Annotated in this window: 14 protein-coding genes and 1 tRNA gene; 7 read left to right on the top strand and 8 right to left on the bottom strand. The window is 35.1% G+C overall.

The window, feature by feature from the left end; translation table 11 throughout:
* Positions 1-71: 71 nt before the first annotated feature.
* From ACEN92_RS19010 to hemN, 7 genes are all read left to right on the top strand, one after another.
* Positions 72-144: transfer RNA gene (locus ACEN92_RS19010), tRNA-Met, on the top strand.
* Between the two features lie 582 nt (positions 145-726).
* The gene (locus ACEN92_RS19005; protein WP_495639898.1) at positions 727-2,274 is read left to right on the top strand and encodes a type I restriction-modification system subunit M; all 1,548 of its coding nucleotides are present in this window, start codon (positions 727-729) and stop codon (positions 2,272-2,274) included.
* Positions 2,271-3,527 carry a restriction endonuclease subunit S gene (locus ACEN92_RS19000; protein WP_495639897.1) on the top strand — a complete coding sequence of 419 codons (1,257 nt, stop codon included), beginning with the start codon at positions 2,271-2,273 and terminating at the stop codon, positions 3,525-3,527. The genes ACEN92_RS19005 and ACEN92_RS19000 overlap by 4 nt, the downstream gene beginning before the upstream one ends.
* A 1-nt stretch (position 3,528) precedes the next feature.
* Complete coding sequence (locus ACEN92_RS18995) at positions 3,529-4,740, top strand: AAA family ATPase (RefSeq protein ID WP_495639896.1); 1,212 nt, start codon at positions 3,529-3,531, stop codon at positions 4,738-4,740.
* The gene (locus ACEN92_RS18990) at positions 4,727-7,831 is read left to right on the top strand and encodes a type I restriction endonuclease subunit R (protein WP_495639895.1); all 3,105 of its coding nucleotides are present in this window, start codon (positions 4,727-4,729) and stop codon (positions 7,829-7,831) included. Before ACEN92_RS18995 ends, ACEN92_RS18990 begins: the two co-directional genes overlap by 14 nt.
* A gap of 426 nt (positions 7,832-8,257) precedes the next feature.
* Positions 8,258-10,060, top strand: a complete 1,803-nt coding sequence (locus tag ACEN92_RS18985; protein ID WP_495639894.1) for a hypothetical protein — start codon at positions 8,258-8,260, stop codon at positions 10,058-10,060.
* A 38-nt stretch (positions 10,061-10,098) separates the two neighbouring features.
* Complete coding sequence (gene hemN / locus ACEN92_RS18980) at positions 10,099-11,463, top strand: oxygen-independent coproporphyrinogen III oxidase (RefSeq protein ID WP_495639893.1); 1,365 nt, start codon at positions 10,099-10,101, stop codon at positions 11,461-11,463.
* A gap of 130 nt (positions 11,464-11,593) precedes the next feature.
* Here hemN and ACEN92_RS18975 read toward each other — a convergent pair whose 3' ends face one another.
* The 8 genes from ACEN92_RS18975 to ACEN92_RS18940 all read right to left on the bottom strand — a co-directional run bounded on the left by ACEN92_RS18975 (position 11,594) and on the right by ACEN92_RS18940 (position 20,324).
* Entirely contained in the window at positions 11,594-12,295 is a 702-nt protein-coding gene (locus tag ACEN92_RS18975; RefSeq protein WP_495639892.1) for a sulfite exporter TauE/SafE family protein, read from the bottom strand.
* Between the two features lie 150 nt (positions 12,296-12,445).
* Positions 12,446-12,895 (bottom strand): FixH family protein, encoded by a 450-nt coding sequence (locus tag ACEN92_RS18970; protein WP_495639891.1) that lies wholly within the window; start codon positions 12,893-12,895, stop codon positions 12,446-12,448.
* An 11-nt stretch (positions 12,896-12,906) separates the two neighbouring features.
* Entirely contained in the window at positions 12,907-14,325 is a 1,419-nt protein-coding gene (gene ccoG / locus ACEN92_RS18965; RefSeq protein WP_495639890.1) for a cytochrome c oxidase accessory protein CcoG, read from the bottom strand.
* A gap of 32 nt (positions 14,326-14,357) precedes the next feature.
* Positions 14,358-15,275 carry a cbb3-type cytochrome c oxidase N-terminal domain-containing protein gene (locus ACEN92_RS18960; RefSeq protein WP_495639889.1) on the bottom strand — a complete coding sequence of 306 codons (918 nt, stop codon included), beginning with the start codon at positions 15,273-15,275 and terminating at the stop codon, positions 14,358-14,360.
* A gap of 18 nt (positions 15,276-15,293) precedes the next feature.
* Complete coding sequence (locus ACEN92_RS18955; protein ID WP_494197564.1) at positions 15,294-15,473, bottom strand: CcoQ/FixQ family Cbb3-type cytochrome c oxidase assembly chaperone; 180 nt, start codon at positions 15,471-15,473, stop codon at positions 15,294-15,296.
* 7 nt (positions 15,474-15,480) lie between these two features.
* Entirely contained in the window at positions 15,481-17,667 is a 2,187-nt protein-coding gene (ccoN, locus tag ACEN92_RS18950) for a cytochrome-c oxidase, cbb3-type subunit I (RefSeq protein WP_495639888.1), read from the bottom strand.
* 2 nt (positions 17,668-17,669) lie between these two features.
* Positions 17,670-17,861: a cbb3-type cytochrome oxidase assembly protein CcoS gene (ccoS, locus tag ACEN92_RS18945; RefSeq protein ID WP_495639887.1), complete on the bottom strand. Its 192-nt coding sequence runs from the start codon at positions 17,859-17,861 to the stop codon at positions 17,670-17,672.
* 81 nt (positions 17,862-17,942) lie between these two features.
* On the bottom strand, positions 17,943-20,324 hold the full coding sequence (locus tag ACEN92_RS18940) for a heavy metal translocating P-type ATPase (RefSeq protein ID WP_495639886.1): 2,382 nt from the start codon (positions 20,322-20,324) through the stop codon (positions 17,943-17,945).
* Positions 20,325-20,394: the final 70 nt, after the last annotated feature.

The raw sequence follows: 20,394 nt of genomic DNA, 5'->3' as shown, positions 1-20,394 counted from the left end.
CTTTTCCTTAAAAAAAACCGGCAATTTCTTTGCGAAACTGTATTTACTGCGTATCTTTGCACCCGAAACATCGCGGGATAGAGCAGTAGGCAGCTCGTCGGGCTCATAACCCGAAGGTCACAGGTTCGAGTCCTGTTCCCGCTACTAAAACAAAGCTTCAGAGAAATCTGGAGCTTTTTTGTTTTATACTTATTTTTGCAAAAGCGTTATTAGATTGATTAGATTGGGGGTGCGAAGTCAGAGATATTTACGCAGCTTTTCATAAAGGAACACTTCGTATAACAGGAATAACATAAAAGAAATGAAGATGTTTATTTAAAAGATACTATCCTATAAAGTGTGTAAGTTAAAAATAACAGGGTTAACTTTTAACTTAAAGTTGAATTCTTTATTCAAATATAGTTAAGAACTGGTTGAGTATTAATCCCCAATTTTGGATTTACATTGACCATTTTTTGATTGCTTCCCCTAAAGTGAATAACGAACGCTAATCCGTTCAAATTTCAGGCAACTACCCTAGGTTGGTTCCAAAATTTCTCTATATTTTCCAACAAAGAAAATGCTACTTTTAAATATATAATTACGCATATAAAGTATTATTTGGGTAGATTTGCGAATAATAGTTGGCTATACAAATGAGTTGTTTTCAAATTTCTGCCAATGGTTAGAATAATATTACTAGAAAAAAATGAATAAAAGCTTAAGAAATAACGATATAAAAACATAATGACAAGTATAATACAAAGAGCTGAATTACAAGCTAAAATTTGGAAAATTGCTAATGAAGTAAGAGGCTCTGTGGATGGATGGGATTTCAAACACTTTGTCTTGGGAGCACTTTTCTATCGATTTATTAGTGAAAATTTCACAAAATATATAGAAGGTGGTGATGATAGCATTGATTACGCTAGCTTATCTGATGATGTAGTAACACCAGAAATAAAAAATGATGCTGTTAAAACAAAAGGGTATTTTATTTATCCAGGTCAACTTTTTGTAAATATTGCGAAAACTGCCAATACCAATCCAAACCTTAATACAGATTTAAAAGCCATTTTTGCATCAATCGAAAGTTCCGCAAATGGGTATCCATCGGAAGAAGATATAAAAGGATTGTTTGCTGATTTTGACACAACCAGTACTCGACTTGGCAACACCGTTGAAAGCAAAAACAGCCGTCTAGCTTCTGTTTTAAAAGGTGTTGAGGAATTAAATTTCGGAAACTTTGAGGACAATCAAATCGACCTTTTTGGTGATGCCTACGAATTTCTAATTTCCAATTACGCTGCTAATGCAGGAAAGTCAGGTGGTGAGTTTTTCACACCTCAACACGTTTCTAAGCTTATTGCGCAATTGGCAATGCATAAACAAGAAAAAGTAAATAAAATTTATGACCCGGCGGCAGGGTCTGGATCTTTATTGCTACAAGCAAAAAAACACTTTGACAATCATATAATTGAAGAAGGCTTTTTTGGTCAGGAAATAAACCACACAACTTATAACTTGGCTCGCATGAACATGTTTTTACACAACATCAATTACGACAAGTTTAATATAGCTTTAGGTGATACGCTTCATAATCCTCACTTTATTGATGATAAACCTTTTGACGCCATTGTATCAAATCCTCCGTATTCGGTAAAATGGGTTGGAGATGATGACCCAACACTTATAAACGATGATCGTTTTGCTCCTGCTGGTGTACTAGCTCCTAAATCAAAAGCAGATTTTGCATTTGTTCTGCATGCACTTAGCTATCTTTCCAGTAAAGGAAGGGCAGCCATAGTTTGTTTTCCTGGTATTTTTTATCGTGGTGGTGCCGAAAAGAAAATTAGAAAATACCTAGTTGATTGTAATTTTGTAGAAACCGTTATCGCTTTAGCACCAAACTTGTTTTACGGCACCTCTATCTCAGTCACTATTCTAGTGCTTTCAAAACATAAAACAGATGCAAAAACACAGTTTATTGATGTTAGTGGTGAAAATTTCTTCAAGAAGGTAACGAATAACAATATGATGACAGATGCACATATTGAGAAAGTTATGAGAATGTTTGATAGCAAAGAAGATGTAGAATATGTTGCAAAATCTATCGATAATAAACTTATTGCTGAAAACGATTATAATTTATCTGTAAGTTCCTATGTGGAAACGAAAGACAATCGAGAGAAAATTAACATAGTTGAATTGAATAAAGAAGTTACCAAAACAGTAAAAAAAATAGATAAACTTCGTGCAGATATTGATGCAATTATAAAAGAGATTGAAGCATGAATTATTTAGAAAAATTATTGGACGGCGTTGCTGTGGAATGGGAACCTTTGGGGGAAGTGGCCAAATATGTTCGTGGATTAACCTACAATAAAAGTAACGAAAGCGGAAATAATACTGGTTACAAAGTAATTAGAGCAAATAATATCACTCTTTCAAGACATACTATAAATTTTGATAATATTAAACGCATAAAATCAGACACTAAAGTTAAAGAAAGTCAAAAACTCTTTAAAAATGATATTTTAATTAGTGCTGCAAGTGGTAGCCGTGAACATGTAGGTAAAGTTGCTTATATTTTTTCAAATTTAGATTATTACTTTGGTGGTTTTATGGGTGTTATCAGGTGCTCAGAAAAAATAGAGCCACGTTTTTTGTTTCATGTTTTGACCAGTGAGATTTTCCAGAAATATCTCGATGAAATGCTTAATAGTTCTACTATTAATAATTTAAGTTCATCTGTAATGAATACTTTCCAAATCCCCATACCACCTCGTGAAGTCCAAAAAGAAATTGTCCATATTCTCGATTCTTTTACAGAGCTTACAGCAGAGCTTACAGCAGAACTTACAGCAGAGCTTACAGCTCGAAAACAACAGTATAACTACTATCTTAACGAATTATTTACCTTTGATAACGGCGAAGTTATGATAAAACCCTTAAATAAAATTGGGGAATTTCAAAGAGGTAAAAGATTTGTAAAAACCGATATGGTTGCAGATGGCGTTCCTTGCCTTCATTATGGAGAAATGTACACTCATTATGGCACTTGGGCAAATGAAAGTAAGTCATTTCTTAGCGCTGAGTTAGTTGAAAATAAAAAGCTAAGAGTTGCTGAAAAAGGCGATGTAGTTATTGTTGCTGCAGGAGAAACAATTGAAGATTTAGGAAAGGGAACAGCTTGGTTAGGTGATGAAGGTGTTGTTATTCATGATGCTTGTTTTTCCTACAGGAGCTCATTAAATCCTAAATATTTTGCATATTTTACACGTACTAAGCAATACCATGATCAAATAAAAAAAAATATTTCTTCGGGTAAAATTTCTGCTATTCATTCCAAAGGGTTAAGTAATGTAACAATACCTGTCCCTTCACTAGCAGAACAAGAGAATATAGTTGCAATTTTAGATAAATTTGACACACTTACTAAATCAATAAGCGAAGGTTTGTCAAAGGAAATTTTGCTACGTAAAAAGCAGTATGCATATTACCGTGATAGGCTACTAACATTTCCAAAAGACAATTTAAAAGCATAATATGAGTCAGTCATTAATAGAAATAGCGCAATCTCTTAAGGATACAAATAAAAAAGTGCAGTTAATCTACGCTTTTAATGGTACTGGAAAAACACGACTATCAAGGGAATTTAAGGAGTTAATAGCCCCAAAAAATACTGAAGCCGAAGACCAAGAAGAATCAAATTTAAAAATACTTTACTACAATGCATTTACTGAAGACTTATTCTTTTGGGATAATGATTTGGATACTGACTCAGATAGAAAACTAAAAATACAACCCAACGGTTTTACAAACTGGGTACTTCGGGATCAGGGACAGGGTCCAAACATTATAACTAATTTTCAGCATTATGCTAGTGATAAATTAACACCACGTTTTAACGAGACGTATACTTTTAAAAATGAAGAAAATATAGATATTACTGTCAACCCTTACACAGAAGTAACCTTCTCTATTGAAGGTGGTAATGCCGAAAACATTGAAAACATTAAGATTTCAAAAGGTGAAGAAAGTTGCTTTATTTGGAGTGTCTTTTATTGTTTACTCGAACAAGTCGTTGAAGTTTTAAATATTCCAGAACCAAATGAACGTGAAACTAATCAGTTTGACAATTTAGAATATGTTTTTATTGACGATCCAGTAAGTTCTTTGGATGATTCACATTTGATTGAATTGGGTGTAAATATTGCAACATTGATTAAATCAAGCCCTTCTCAATTAAAATATATCATTACGACTCACAATCCACTCTTTTACAATGTACTTTTTAATGAATTTGAGCGCAGAGATAATAGGCATGGCTATAAACCAGAGAAATCAAGGAAATGGCTTTTAGGAAAATTAGAGGATGGAACTTTTGAATTAAAGGGACAACAAAAAGACTCCCCTTTTTCATATCATTTATTTCTTTTATCTGAACTTGAAATTGTAATTCAATCAGGTGATATTCAAAAGTATCACTATAACTTTCTTCGAAATATTTTCGAAAAAACCTCTACCTTTCTAGGCTATGAAAATTGGAGAGATCTTTTGCCTCAAGATGCACAAGAGGCATATTATAACCGTATCATTAATCTTTCTAGCCATTCAAAGCACCATGGAGAAGAAATATCAATTCTAGACGAAAATGATAAGAGAGTATTGGCATTCTTGGTAGGAGAATTAAAAAGAATGTATAGCTTTAAATCAACTATTACCGCAAATGTAATTGAGGCAAATGACACAGTATAAAACCATAGCAGAATCAAACAATTTTATTGTTTTAGATAACTATACCAAGTATTTAGAGGTGAATGAGGCACCTGCGGTTTATCAAACGGAGGCGGCTCTTGAGAAAGAATTTATCCAAGACTTAATGAATCAAGGATATGAGAATCCTAAATTGACTACTATTGAAGCCATGTTAGCTAATGCGAGATTACAATTACAAGTTCTTAATAACATGGAATTTTCAGACAGCGAATGGGCTCGTTTTGTAGAGGAATATTTGGATAAACCGAGTGATAACCTTGTTGAAAAAACAAGAAAAATTCATGATAATTATATTTACGATTTTGTTTTTGACGATGGACATATTCAAAACATTTATTTAGTAGATAAAAAGACTATTGCTCGTAATAAAGTGCAAGTAATTGCACAATTTGAACAAAAGGGAACGCATGCCAATCGTTATGATGTTACTATTTTAATCAACGGCTTGCCTTTGGTACAAGTAGAACTAAAAAAACGTGGAGTTGCTATTCGTGAGGCATTTAACCAAGTGCATCGCTATACCAAGGAGAGTCTTAACAGTAATAATTCTCTTTTCAAATACTTGCAGATTTTTGTGATCTCCAACGGAACTGACAGCCGCTATTTTGCAAACACCGTTGAGCGAAACAAAAACAGCTTTGACTTTACCATGAACTGGGCAAAAGCCGATAATACATTAATTAAAGACCTTAAAGATTTTACGACGACCTTTTTTCAAAAGCATACTTTATTAAATGTATTGCTCACGTATTCGGTTTTTGATACGAGTGATACGTTGCTCATCATGAGACCTTATCAAATTGCAGCAACAGAAAGAATATTATGGAAAATAAAGAGTTCTTTTGAAGCTAAAAATTGGTCTAAAGCCGAAAGTGGTGGTTATATTTGGCACACCACTGGTTCGGGTAAAACACTTACAAGTTTTAAAGCAGCTCGCTTAACTACACAGTTAGATTTCATTGATAAAGTTTTCTTTGTGGTAGATCGTAAAGATTTAGACTTTCAAACAATGAAAGAATACCAACGCTTTTCTCCAGATAGTGTCAACGGTTCAGATAGCACGGCAGGTTTAAAAAGGAATATTGAAAAAGAGGATAATAAAATTATCGTCACCACTATTCAGAAGCTGAACAACCTAATGAAAACGGAGAGTGATATATCCATTTATCAAAAACAAGTGGTTTTCATTTTTGATGAGGCGCATCGCTCCCAATTTGGTGAAGCACAAAAGAACCTAAAGAAAAAGTTTAAAAGATTTTATCAGTTCGGTTTTACCGGAACACCAATATTTCCCGAGAATGCTTTAGGTGCAGAAACAACAGCAAGTGTATTTGGTCGAGAATTGCACTCATATGTAATTACTGATGCCATTAGGGATGAAAAAGTATTGAAATTCAAAGTAGATTACAATGATGTTCGTCCTAAGTTTAAGGGTATCGAAACAGAACAAGATGAGAAAAAATTAAGTGCAGCAGAAAACAAAAAAGCATTTTTGCATCCTGCTCGTATCAAAGAGATTTCTCAATACATTCTAAATAATTTTAGAATAAAAACACATAGGAATCAAGGAGGAAATAAAGGTTTTAATGCCATGTTTGCCGTGAGTAGTATTGAGGCAGCTAAATGTTATTATGAGGAATTAAATCGTCTTCAAAAAGACAATGAAAAGCCTTTAAAAATTACAACAATATTTTCATATGCAGCCAACGAAGAGCAGAGTGCCATTGGTGAAATAGTAGATGAAAACTTTGAACCATCTGCAATGGATAGCAGTGCCAAAGAATTTTTAACTGCAGGAATAAACGACTATAATGCAATGTTTAAAACCAGTTTTGGAGTGGAAAGCAAAGAATTTCAAAACTACTATCGTGATCTTGCAAAACGTGTAAAGAATAAAGAAGTTGACTTAATCATAGTAGTTGGCATGTTTCTTACTGGTTTTGATGCCCCAACCCTTAATACTTTATTTGTAGATAAGAACCTGCGATATCATGGTCTAATGCAAGCTTTTTCTCGTACCAATCGTATATATGATGCTACAAAAACCTTTGGGAATATTATTACTTTTAGAGATTTAGAAACAGCTACTGTTGATGCCATTACGCTATTTGGAGATAAAAATACTAAAAATGTAGTCCTTGAAAAGAGTTACAAAGAATTTCTAGAAGGCTTTACGGACATTGCCACAGGGGAAGCACGTAGAGGTTTCATAGATGTTGTAAAAGACTTAAATGAAAAGTTCCCGAACCCAGATGAAATTTTAAAAGAAAAAGACAAAAAAGAGTTTTCAAAACTATTTGGAGAGTACTTGCGAGTAGAAAACATACTACAGAATTACGATGAATTCACGACTCTCAAAGCACTTCAAACAATAGATATAAACGACACTGAAGCCATTGAAACATTTAAAGAAGTTTATTATGTAACTGAAGAGGAAATAGCTACAATGCAAGAGATAAACTTGTTACCAGAACGAATGATTCAAGATTATCGCTCTACTTATAATGATATACGTGATTGGTTAAGACGTGAGAAAAATGGCAAAGAATCCGAAGAATCAACAATCGACTGGGACGATGTAGTCTTTGAAATAGACCTACTAAAGTCACAGGAAATTAACCTTGATTATATTCTTGAATTGATTTTTGAGCATAATAAAAAGAATAAGGACAAAGCCACCTTGATAGAAGAAATCCGCAGGGTGATTCGTGCAAGTATAGGCAACAGAGCAAAAGAAAGTTTAGTTGTAGATTTTATAAATGAAACAGATCTTGAAACCATTCAAGATAAAGCGAATGTTATAGATTCTTTCTTCAAATATGCGCAGGAAAAACAGAAAAAAGAGGCTTCAGAATTAATAACAGATGAGAACTTAAATGAGGAAGAAGCAAAGCGATATATAGCGACTTCCTTAAAGCGTGAGTTTGCTAATGAAAATGGAACGGAACTAAATGCCATTTTACCTAAAATGAGTCCATTAAATCCTCAGTATTTGACTAAAAAACAAAATGTATTTCAGAAAATTAGTTTCTTTGTCGACAAATTTAAAGGAGTTGGTGGACAATTATGAGATGAATAAAAAAATAACAACTATAATCCACCTATTTGCCTATTTCGCTGAAAAAAAATAGAAGAAATCAAAACCCAACATTGCATATAAGAAATAGTGGATCAAGTAATAAATTGAAGGTGAAATTTTAATCAAAGGTTGGTACTATCCGACAGTGTAGTGGTTGAAATCTGCTACTACTCATTCTAAGAATATAAAATTGAATTAAATAAACTTATTGAAGAAATTATACAAAACAGTTTAAAAAATACATAAAAAAACCTATTTCGTTCGAAATAGGTTTTTTGTTTTGTGACCACGGTGGAATTCAAACCAAGTAAATTTCCATCTAATACATTCCTGCATATTTTAATTCCGCCCAGTATGATATTTGTCATATTATTAAAGACCAATGTTTTGAATATTTGTAGCTGAAATTTTATTACAATGAAAACAGAACAGCTTCAGGACTTTTACATCCCGGTTATGGGATTGGCGTACACCATAGACAGCCCTATTCGGGTAGCACATTTGGGAATAAACTCCGTAATTTCTATTATAGATGATGAGTTGATGGAAAAAATGAATGCTTTTTACAGCAAAAAATTTCATTTTACATACAATGAAATCACCACTAAAATACACGATTATCGTGCAGAACGTACCAAATCCTATCTCAATCTGGTTGGTAAAATAGTACAGGAAAAGTACCAAAATTTCTGTACGGAAATTGCCGAAAACAAACAATCTCTTTTGAAATTTCTGGAAACTTTACCCCAGAAATCAGCTATAAAAAAAGAGCTTGCGGCGATAATAGCTAAAAATGCAGATTCGTTTGAAACCATAAAAAATTATATTAGCCAACATTGGAGTCCCGGTGCGATTGATGTAAATATCATGACCAAAATTGACAAGACCAATTATAAAAAAGGAGAAGCATTAGCGCCAATTTTTAATGATGCGCACGCTGCTTTACGCGGTTTTGCAGAAAGCGAACTGAATTCTTCATTGGTACTTTCTGCCGGAATGAATCCTTCACTTTATAATTACATTTCGGAATTCAAAGATTTTTTTCCTGATGAAAATGGTATTTTAAAAAAGAAAATAATCCTCAAGGTAAGCGATTTCCGTTCGGCACTTATTCAGGGGAATTATTTGGCAAAAAAAGGAATCTGGGTTTCCGAATACCGAATAGAATCCGGATTGAATTGCGGAGGTCACGCTTTTGCAACCGACGGACTTTTATTAGGTCCAATTATGGAAGAATTTAAACAACGAAAAAAAGAGCTTATTGCTTCTGCCCATCAATTGATGTGTACCGCTTTTTCTCAAAAAGGAATTCCGGTTCCTAATCAGCCTTTGGATTTGAAAATTACGGTTCAGGGCGGTGTGGGAACTGCTGAAGAGCATCAGTTTCTATTGAAAAATTACAATGTCGATGCCGTGGGTTGGGGCTCCCCTTTTTTATTGGTTCCCGAAGCGACTTCTACAGATGAAGCGACTCGTAAACTCCTTATGAATGCCTCAGAAAAAGATTTTTACCGCAGTAACATTTCGCCTTTGGGAGTGCCATTCAATGCTATAAAAGGGACAACCAATGAGTTTATAAGAAACCAGCGCATTGCGAAAAACAAAGCCGGAAGTTCTTGTCCCAAAAAACTTTTGGCATTGAATACTAATTATGCCAAAGAAGGAATCTGCACGGCTTCCAGAAAATACCAACAATTAAAATTGAAAGAGTTAGATGAAATTAAAAACCTTTCTTTAGTCAAAAGAAAAGAAAAAGAAGCTGAAATCACCGTAAAATCCTGTTTGTGTGTTGGACTTGCCAACACCGCTTATCTGGAAAATGATATTGAGATAAAAGGCGAAAAACAAGGAGTTGTCGTTTGCCCGGGCCCTAATTTGGCCTATTTTGACAAAGAAGTTTCTTTATCCGAAATGGTAAGACACATCAACGGCTACGAATCGGTTCTGGCTGAAGGTTACCGGCCTAATATGTTTATCAAAGAATTACAGCTTTATGTAGATTATCTGAAGGAGGAAATCGAAAAAACGATCGAAGTCACCAAAAAGAACATCAAAAAGTGGGAGACTTTTAAAGCCAATTTACTAGAAGGAATTACCTATTACAACTCCACTTTTGAGGAAACCAATTTTTTTGAATCGGATAAAAGTGTGCTGCAGGATGAACTGTATTATTATGAACAACAGATTACCAGTATTGAAATTCCGAATGAATCAAATTAGTCATTTCATTATCATTTCTAATTCCTAAAATTACGATTATGTCAACTTCTTTAATTCAAAAATATAATGTTCCGGGACCAAGATACACCAGTTATCCAACGGTGCCTTATTGGAATGAAAGTAATTTTACAACAGAAAAATGGATAGCCACTTTTCAGAAATCATTCGAAGAAAGCAATTCACAAAACGGAATAAGTTTATATATTCATCTGCCTTTTTGTGAAAGCTTGTGCACTTTTTGCGGATGCAACAAACGGATTACCAAAAATCATTCGGTTGAAGAAACGTACATCAAAGCATTGCTGAAAGAATGGAGCCTGTATTGTAATTTATTTTCTGAAAGACCGAATATCAAGGAAATTCATTTAGGCGGAGGCACCCCAACATTTTTTTCTAAAAGCAATCTGGAGCAGCTTATCAACGGTATTTTTTCTTATGCCAATAAAGCCGAAAACTACGAATTTAGTTTTGAAGGACATCCTAATAATACCACTTATGAGCAGCTTCAAAAATTATATGATTTAGGTTTTCGCCGCGTGAGTTTTGGTGTTCAGGATTATGCCGAAAAAGTGCAGAAAGCTATTCACCGGATTCAGCCTTTTCATAATGTGGCAAAAGTCACTTTTTGGGCAAAAGAAATTGGCTACACCTCAATTGGACATGATATCATATTTGGATTACCTTTTCAGACAATAGACAATATAATCGATACTGTTGAAAAAACAAATTCGTTAAAACCTGATCGTTTGGCATTTTACAGCTATGCCCATGTACCCTGGATCAAAGGAAACGGACAACGTGGATTTCATGACGAAGATATTCCAAAAGATGCCGAAAAGCGACAATTATATGAAACTGGAAAACAATTGCTTTCTAAAAATGGCTACCACGAAATTGGAATGGATCATTTTGCTTTAGCTTCTGACAGTTTGTATAAAGCCAGCCGGAATCAGGAATTGCACCGAAATTTTATGGGTTACAGTGCTTCTAAAACACAATTAATGATTGGTTTAGGCGTTTCGTCTATTAGCGACAGCTGGTATAGTTTTGCCCAAAACACAAAGAATCTGGAAGATTATTATCAAATATTGGAATGGGATAAACTGCCTGTTGTAAAAGGGCATATTTTGGATGAGGAGGATTTGATCATTCGAAAACACATTCTGAATTTGACCTGTCAATTTGAAACTTCCTGGAATGACAAAGCTTTATATTTTGATGAAATACCAAGTGTTTTATCCGAATTAAAAGAAATGGAAAACGATAACCTGATCGTAATCGAAGCAAATAAAATCACAATTACAGAAGCCGGAAGACCATTCGTCCGTAATATTTGTATGGCTTTTGATCTGCATTTAAAAAGAAAATCTCCGGAAACTAATCTGTTTTCGATGACGGTTTAACATAATTGCTTACTATAGTTTTTTAATTCCTGCAAGGTTTTACAAAACCTTACAGGTATCATGCTTCCTTTAAAATACCTACAAGGTCAGAAAAAGACCTTGCAGGAAGCGTAAGACCACAAACTGACTGTTAATGACAATTAGGGCTATTCTGTACAAACAAACTCATATTCGATGGAGAAATGTAGGGAATTCCCAATCCTAAACCTCTCAGAATAAACAGAATTCCAATAATCACCGCAACATACGGAATTGCCTTTTGAATTTTATTTCGAAAAGGCAATTGTAGCATTGAATTAACATAAACAACTACAGTCATTAAAGGCACCGTTCCCAATCCGAATAAAATCATATATAAAACTCCAAAACCTGCACTTTGCATCGCGACAGCGCCAAATAAAGCTACATACACCATTCCGCAAGGCAAGAATCCATTGAGTAAACCAATGGTGAAAAGCGATTTATAACTTCTGTCTCTGAACTGTTTTCCTAAATTGGATTTGATGTTTGAAATGATTTTGTAAACTGGTTTGGAGAAATTATATTTCACGACTATTTTTTCAGGAATCAACACCATTACAATCATCAGTATTCCAATAAAAATGGACATTTTCTGTTGCATTCCTGCCAAAAAAAATCCTCTTCCCAGCAAGCCAAAAAGCAAGCCGATTGAAGCATAAGCAGTCAATCGGCCTAAATGATATGTTATGATCTGAGTTGCTTTTTTGGTTTCATTCTGCCTGTCTACCGGCAACATCATAGCGATTGGCCCGCACATTCCGATGCAGTGAAAACTACTGATTAAACCAAATATAAAAGCCGTGTACAACATTTTTTTATTTTTTAGCTACAAATTAAATAGATTAAACTAATTTTTAAAATCTGCTGAATTTGCTAAATCTGCGAGCTAAAAATTTTCACGCAGATTAGGCAGATTAGGCAGATTTAGAACTGAAAAATCAGTTTTTAACTGTGTACATTTTTAATTAACGTAAATCACTTCTTTCGAAAGATATTTTTTTCCTTCGTATTGCCATTCGATATTGACTTTCCATTGTCCTTTGATTAATTTGCTTTTTGGAATTAACAAAGCAGAATTAATCAAAGCAATTGGCGTGTTGAAATCAAACTTTTTATTGGATGCACGGTACAACAATACATTTCCTTTTACTTTATCAGCATCGAAAACAGCAGGAAAAACAACTTTCACCCCTTCCGAAATATATTCGACAATAGGTTTTTGCTGTAAATCGTGGGCATCCTGAATGCGTTTCATTTCCTCCTGAAAATGCAGATCGTGTTTATAATATTCTTCTACAACCAAATCGTTATCATACTTGCTGTTGGATTGTACTTCAAAAACAAAATATAAAATGAAGGTCATAAACAACCCAAAAGCAATGACTATTCCTGTTCCCCAGTTGATTTTCATATTTGTGAATTTTAATTAAAACTTCTTGGTCCTAAAAAGTTGGTTGCTGTGGTTTCCAGCAATTTATTGCCGTTGTAAACACCAATTTTCACTTTCGTCTTATCACTTTCTAGCAGCACTTCATTAATTTCTATAAATAAAGTCCCCTGCGAAATGCCTTCTTTTATTATTTTGAAATGAGTGTTGCCAACATTCCTAATCTGACCTTTTTGATCCATCAGTTCAAAATGAATATCGTTGTAATCTTTCATTGTTTTATTAACGATTTTGTAGGTGTACACATTGCTGATTTTATCACCTTTGTGCTGAAAAAGCTGTCCTGGCAAGCGTAAAATAATGGCTTCAACATCCGTTCTTAAAAACAGCATTCCGATTAAAATGCTCATTAAAATCAATAAGACTGTGGTGTATCCTTTCATTCTGGCCGTGAATTTAAAAGGCGCTTTTTTCTCGATTTCATCTTCAGATGCATATCGGATCAGTCCTTTGGGTAAACCAACACTTTCCATAATCGTATCGCATTCATCGATACAGGCAGTGCAATTGGTACATTCGAGTTGCGTTCCGTTTCTGATGTCAATTCCCATCGGGCAAACGTGTACACATTGATGGCAATCGATACAATCTCCTTTTCCGGTAATGGCTCTGTCTTCTTTTTTGTTGAATTTGGCACGGCCTATTTCTTTTTCGCCCCGGACAAAATCATAGGCTACATTGATCGATTTGTTATCTAAAAGTACCCCTTGCAATCTTCCATACGGACAGGCGATAATACAAACCTGTTCGCGAAAAGACACAAAAACAAAATAAAAAACAGCTGTAAAAATCAGGAGTGCAATAAAATTACTCGCCTGATCTATCGGTCCTTGTTCGACCATTAAAAAAAGTGTATTGCTTCCTACCAAATATGCCAGGAAAACATTCGCAATTCCAAAAGAAATAAGAAAAAAGATAAACCATTTAAAAACTCTTTTTTTGATTTTATCCGCATTCCATTCCTGTTTTGCTAAACGGGTTTGTGCGCCACGATCACCATCAATCCAATATTCAATTCGGCGGAAAACCATTTCCAGAAAAATGGTCTGCGGACAAATCCATCCACAAAAAATTCTGCCAAAAACCACGGTGAACAGAATAATAAATACAACTCCAACCAACATTGAAATTACAAAAAGGTACAAATCCTGAGGCCAGAACGGAAAACCAAAAATATTGAATCGACGTTCTAAAATATTGAACATCATAAACTGATTCCCGTTTACTTTTATGAATGGATTGGCAATTAAAACGGCCAGCAAAAAATAACTCACCCATTTTCGGTAGTCATAAAACTTACCTGACGGTTTTTTGGGGAAAATAAATTTTCGTTTACCACTTTCGTCAACGGTTCCAATGGTATCTCTAAAAGCTTCGTCCGGTAAATTTGACATAATTGCTATTTTTTAACTGCTGTACTGCCTGTTTATTTATTCGTTGTATCATCTTTTACAGCTGTGGCTTCATCGATCCAAATTTCACCATCCGGTGCTTTTGGATCTTTAGGATTACTGCCCTGCAATGACAAAATATAACTGGCTACTTTTTGAATTTCCTTAGGTTTTAAAGTTCCTTTCCAGGATATCATTCCCTTTCCATCCCGGCCGCCATTGGTTATGGTATGGAATAAATTCTTAATTCCGCCACCTAAAATCCAATGTTTATCAGTTAAGTTAGGACCAATTTGCCCACCTGCATCTGCTCTGTGACAAGCTGCACAATTCGTAGTGAAAATTTCTTTTCCGGCGGCTAAACTTGGTTCATCGGTAAGCAATACCACCGTTTTTTCATCCATCAGGTCGGGAGCAGTTTTCAGGTATTCTTCGACATCAACTTTTGCCTGAGCCATTTCTATTTTGAGTTCCGTTTCCTGATTTTCACCGCCGAAAACCTCATAATAAGCAAAGTAAACCACCCCGAAAATAATTCCGATATAGAATAAATACAGCCACCAGGGTGGTAAATTGTTATCTAATTCCTTGATTCCGTCATAATCGTGGTCCATCAGCAAATCGCCTTCTCTTTCTATTGGCTCTGTTTTGGTCAGCTTATGCATCAGGTTTTTGTACCAATCCGTTTCTTTTAAAGCCAGACTGCTTTCATATTCTTTTTGAGCCTTCTCTTCAGGAGTCATTAACTGATACATCACCCGATTTACGGCTTTCAGTGTAATTTCGATTGCAATCAAAATAAACAGAAATACAACTAAAAACAAAAATACCATCGGAAACTTGATAAACGCAGGACGATCGCCTGAATCGATACAATATTCCACCAAACCAAAAACGGTCAGGAAAACCAGTGGTACTCTTAGATATACAAATACTGGAAGTAATTTTTTCATTCTATTTATCTTTTGAAATTATAAAATTGAATTATCATTTAATGGAATCTCACTCATTTCCTGAATTTTATCTTTCTTATAGGAGAAAACCCAAAACCCTAATCCAACAAAAAAGAAAAAGAAAATCAAGAGTGAAAGAATCGGGTAAATTTCTATACCCGCAATCGTTTCCATATTGTGTTTTATTTGTTCGAACATAATGTTGTTATTTAGAAGTTTCTTTTACTTTAATATCCGTTCCAAGCCTTTGGATGTAAGCAATAAGGGCTACAATCTCCCTTTCGTTCATTGGAACAAATTTTTCTCCTTTGGCCAACGCTCTTTTTTTGCTTTCTTCATAACTTTTTACAAAATCAGGATCATTTTTAAGACTGTTTTCTATCGAAACAGCTTGTTTTCTTAAGTCCTTTAATCCATTGGCAACTTCAGCATCCGAATACGGAACGCCTAATGAAACCATAGCCTGCATTTTCTTTTGGGTTAATGAAATGTCCATTGCTTCGTTGTCAAACAACCATTTATAACCCGGCATAATCGAACCTGCAGAAATACTTTGTGGATTCCACATATGATTGAAATGCCAGTTGTCGTTGTATTTTCCACCAACTCTTTGCAAATCGGGACCCGTACGTTTTGATCCCCATAAGAATGGATGATCGTACACAAATTCTCCCGCTTTTGCCTGTGGTCCGTAACGTTCGACTTCGCTTCTAAACGGACGTACAGATTGCGAATGACAACCCACACAGCCTTCACGGATGTATAAATCACGTCCTTCCAGTTCTAAAGGTGTGTAAGGTTTTACGCTGGAAATGGTTGGAATATTGGATTTGACCATAATCGTAGGTACAATCTGTATGATTCCGCCAATCAAAATTGCTACTGTAGCTAAAATCGTTAACTGAATAGGTTTTCTTTCTAACCAGCTATGGAATTTTTCTCCGTTGATTCTACTGCTTTTAATGGTTTGCAAAGCAGGAGCCTGAGCCAGTTCATCTTCGATTTTATTCCCTAATCGAACGGTCATAATAATATTGTAAACCAACACTAACATCCCGATCAGATACATTGTGCCGCCAATCGCTCTCATCCAGTACATTGGCATAATTTGCGTAACCGTTTCAAGGAAATTTCCGTAGGTTAAAGTCCCATCCGGATTGAATTGTTTCCACATTGATGCTTGCAGAAAACCTGCTACATACATTGGAACGGTATATAAAATAATTCCTAAAGTCCCGATCCAGAAATGGAAATTGGCTAATTTATTTGAGAATAATTTGCTTTTTGTCATTCGCGGAATCAACCAGTAAATGATCCCGAAAGACATAAATCCGTTCCAGGCCAAAGCACCTACGTGTACGTGGGCAACAATCCAATCGGTGTAATGTGCTATGGCGTTTACGTTTTTTAACGAAAGCATCGGCCCTTCAAAAGTTGCCATTCCGTAACCTGTAATCGCTACTACGAAAAACTTCAAAACCGGTTCTTCACGTACCTTATCCCAGGCTCCTCTTAAGGTTAAAAGTCCGTTGATCATTCCACCCCAGGATGGCGCAAGCAACATAACCGAAAAAGCAACTCCTAAATTCTGAGCCCAATTTGGCAAAGCCGAATACAATAAATGGTGAGGTCCCGCCCAGATATAAATAAAAATCAAAGACCAAAAGTGGATGATAGACAAACGATAAGAATACACCGGACGATTGGCTACTTTAGGAACAAAATAATACATCAGTCCTAAAAACGGAGTGGTCAGGAAAAATGCCACCGCGTTATGTCCGTACCACCATTGCACCAAAGCATCCTGAACACCAGCGTAAACGGAGTAACTTTTAAAAAATGAAACCGGAATTTCGATATTGTTGAAAATATGCAGAACGGCAACCGTAACAAACGTAGCAAGGTAAAACCAGATGGCAACATACAAATGACGCTCTCTTCTGCGCAGCATTGTACCAATCATATTGATTCCCATTACAACCCAAATCAATGCAATGGCAATATCAATTGGCCATTCCAGTTCGGCATATTCTTTTGAAGAAGTATATCCCAAAGGAAGCGTAATCGCTGCTGCAACGATAATAAGCTGCCAGCCCCAAAAGTGGACATTGCTTAAAAAATCACTGAACATTCTGGCTTTGAGTAATCGCTGTAAAGAGTAATACATTCCTGCAAAAAAGGCATTTCCCACAAAGGCAAAAATTACCGCATTGGTATGCAATGGTCTTAATCTTCCGTAGCTTAACCACGATATCCCGTCAGTGATGTTGGGAAAAAGGTACATAACCGCTAAGGTTAGTCCGACTAACATTCCGACTACCCCAAAAAGAATGGTAGCGTAAATGAATTTCTTTACAATTTTGTTGTCGTAATAAAACTGTTCCATTTCCATAATTATTCTTGTTTTTCTTCGGTTTTTGATTGGTTATTTTTGGTAGTTATTTTGGTTTCGTCATCAAAAAGCATTCTGACGGATGGTGTGTAATCATCATCATACTGCCCGGATTTTACTGCGATTATAAAAGCAATAAAAAATCCGATTGCTACGCAGATACTAACTGAAATCAACAGGTAAATGACACTCATGTTCTTAATTTATATAAGCAAAATTAGTCCGTTGTGTATTCTTAAAATATGATATTTATCATACTCCGAGGACATCCTGATTTATTTTTGATTCGCATAAAAATTACTCATCAGCGTCACAAAGCTTACAATGGTAATAGTGCTCAAAGGCATAATGATAGCTGCAACCAGCGGTAGTAAATTCCCTGTAACAGCAAAACCCAAACCGACAACATTATACAGCAGTGAAAGCACAAAACTCATCTTGATTACAAGAATGGATTTTTGAGATAATTTCAGAAAATAATCCAAACGGGAGAATTCGCCGGCATCCAGAATAGCATCACAGGCTGGGGAAAATACATTCACATTTTCTGAAATTGAAATCCCTACATTGCTTTGCGCCAAAGCTCCTGCATCATTCAGTCCATCACCCACCATCATTACATTCAATCCTTTTCGCTGTAATTGTTTTATATAATCAAGTTTTTGTTCCGGTTTCTGATTGAAAATCAGTTCGGTGTTTTTAGGTAAAATGGTTTCAAGATTTGCTTTTTCACCATCATTATCTCCTGACAATACTTTTATCTGATAGTTTTTGCTTAAATCAACAAACAGTTTTTCCAATCCTTTTCTATATTGATTTTCAAAAATGAATTTGCCATAGTAAACGCCATCAATTTTAATATGAAGGGCTGTTTTTTCAGCTTCTGCAATTTCCAAAACAGGAGCGTCAACAAATATTGCCGAGCCCATTTGAACCAGCTTATTGTCAATGCTACCCTGAATTCCCTTGCCTGTTATTTCCTGAAAATCATCAATTTTAATCTTTTTGGTTTCAGGCAAAAAATCATATAACATTCGGCTTAACGGATGATTGGAAGCCCGAAGCACATTTTTTATAAATACATTATTTTCTTCAGAAATAGCACTTCCTTCATAAATAATATTTGACTTTCTATTAGTGGTAATAGTTCCTGTTTTATCAAAAACGATGGTGTCCACTCTTGCCAATTGTTCAATGACTAACGCATTTTTAAGATATAATTTCTGCTTGCCGAGAATTCTTAAAATATTTCCGAAAGTAAACGGAGCTGTAAGTGCCAATGCGCAAGGACAGGCCACAATCAATACCGCAGTAAAAACATTAAAAGCGGTATTGGCATCTATAAAAATCCAATATCCAAAACCGGCAAATGCAATGAGCAGTAACATCGGAGTGAAATATCGACTTATTGCATCTGTTATGGTTTTGTGTTTTTGATCAACTTTTTTCTGAAAAATCTCATTGCTCCACAATTGTGTCAGATAGCTTTGTGAAACGGAATGCAAAACTTCCATTTCAATGACTTTTCCAATTTGTTTTCCTCCGGCAAAAACTTTATCGCCCGATTTTTTGGTAATCGGAACCGCTTCTCCGGTTACGAAACTATAATCGATTTCGACTTTTTCACTTATCAGGATTCCATCAACCGGAATCAGCTCCTGATTTCTAATCAACAATCGGTCTCCTTTTTCAATGTCGTAAACTGGAACGCTTTCTTCAGATGAATTGGTATTGATTCGGGTAACGGCAATAGGAAAATAAGATTTGAAATCGCGTTCAAAACTTAAAAAACTATACGTTTTAGTCTGGAACATTTTTCCCAAAAGCATAAAGAAAACCAGACTCGCCAAACTATCAAAAAAGCCAGGTCCGTGATCCATCAACATATCGTAAGTGCTTCGGATAAACATTACGATAATTCCCAATGCAATCGGAATATCAATGTTTAACATTCTGGTTTTAATGCTATGATAAGCAGAAATGTAATAACCACTTGCCGAATAAAGAAAACTGGGTAATGCCAGAACAAAAATCAAAAACCTGAAAAACGGTTTGTAATTGTCCAGCCAGAATTCCTTGATTTCGAAATATTCCGGGAAAGACAAGAGCATAATATTTCCAAAACAGAAAAAAGCAACACCTAATTTATACGTCAGGCTTCTGTCAACATTGGTTTTGCCGGTTTCGTAATTTTCTAAACTGATGTAAGGCTCGTAACCAATAGAACTCAATAAATAAACAATGTCCTTGAGTGAAATGGCATCAGAATCGAATGTGATTCGGACTTTTTTTTCAGGAAAATTAACTTGTGATGTACTGATTCCGGTTTGAATTTTATTCAGATTTTCTAAAATCCAAATACAGGAACTGCAATGAATATAGGGAATACTTAAGGAAACTATTGTTGTATTTGTTTCCTGAAACTCCAATAATTTTGAGATGATGGATTCATTATCTAAAAAATCATATTTCCCCTTAATATCCTGTGGAGTGGCTCCGGGAGATTTTTCAAAATCATAGTAAGAAGTTAGATTGTGAAGGCTAAAAATTTCATAAACCGTTTTACAGCCGTTACAACAAAACTCTTTTTGATCAAAATAAATTACTTCATTTTCAGAAATGGTCAATCCACAATGAAAACAACTTTGCCCGCTCATAACTTTGCTTTTTTATACTGCAAAGGTTATAATAGCAATGGGTTATAAATATGACATTTATCATATCGGT

It is taken from the genome of Flavobacterium sp. Flavsp81 (assembly GCF_059491325.1).
The sequence above is the reverse complement of the archived record's forward strand: the minus strand, read 5'-3'. Positions and strand labels throughout refer to the sequence as shown.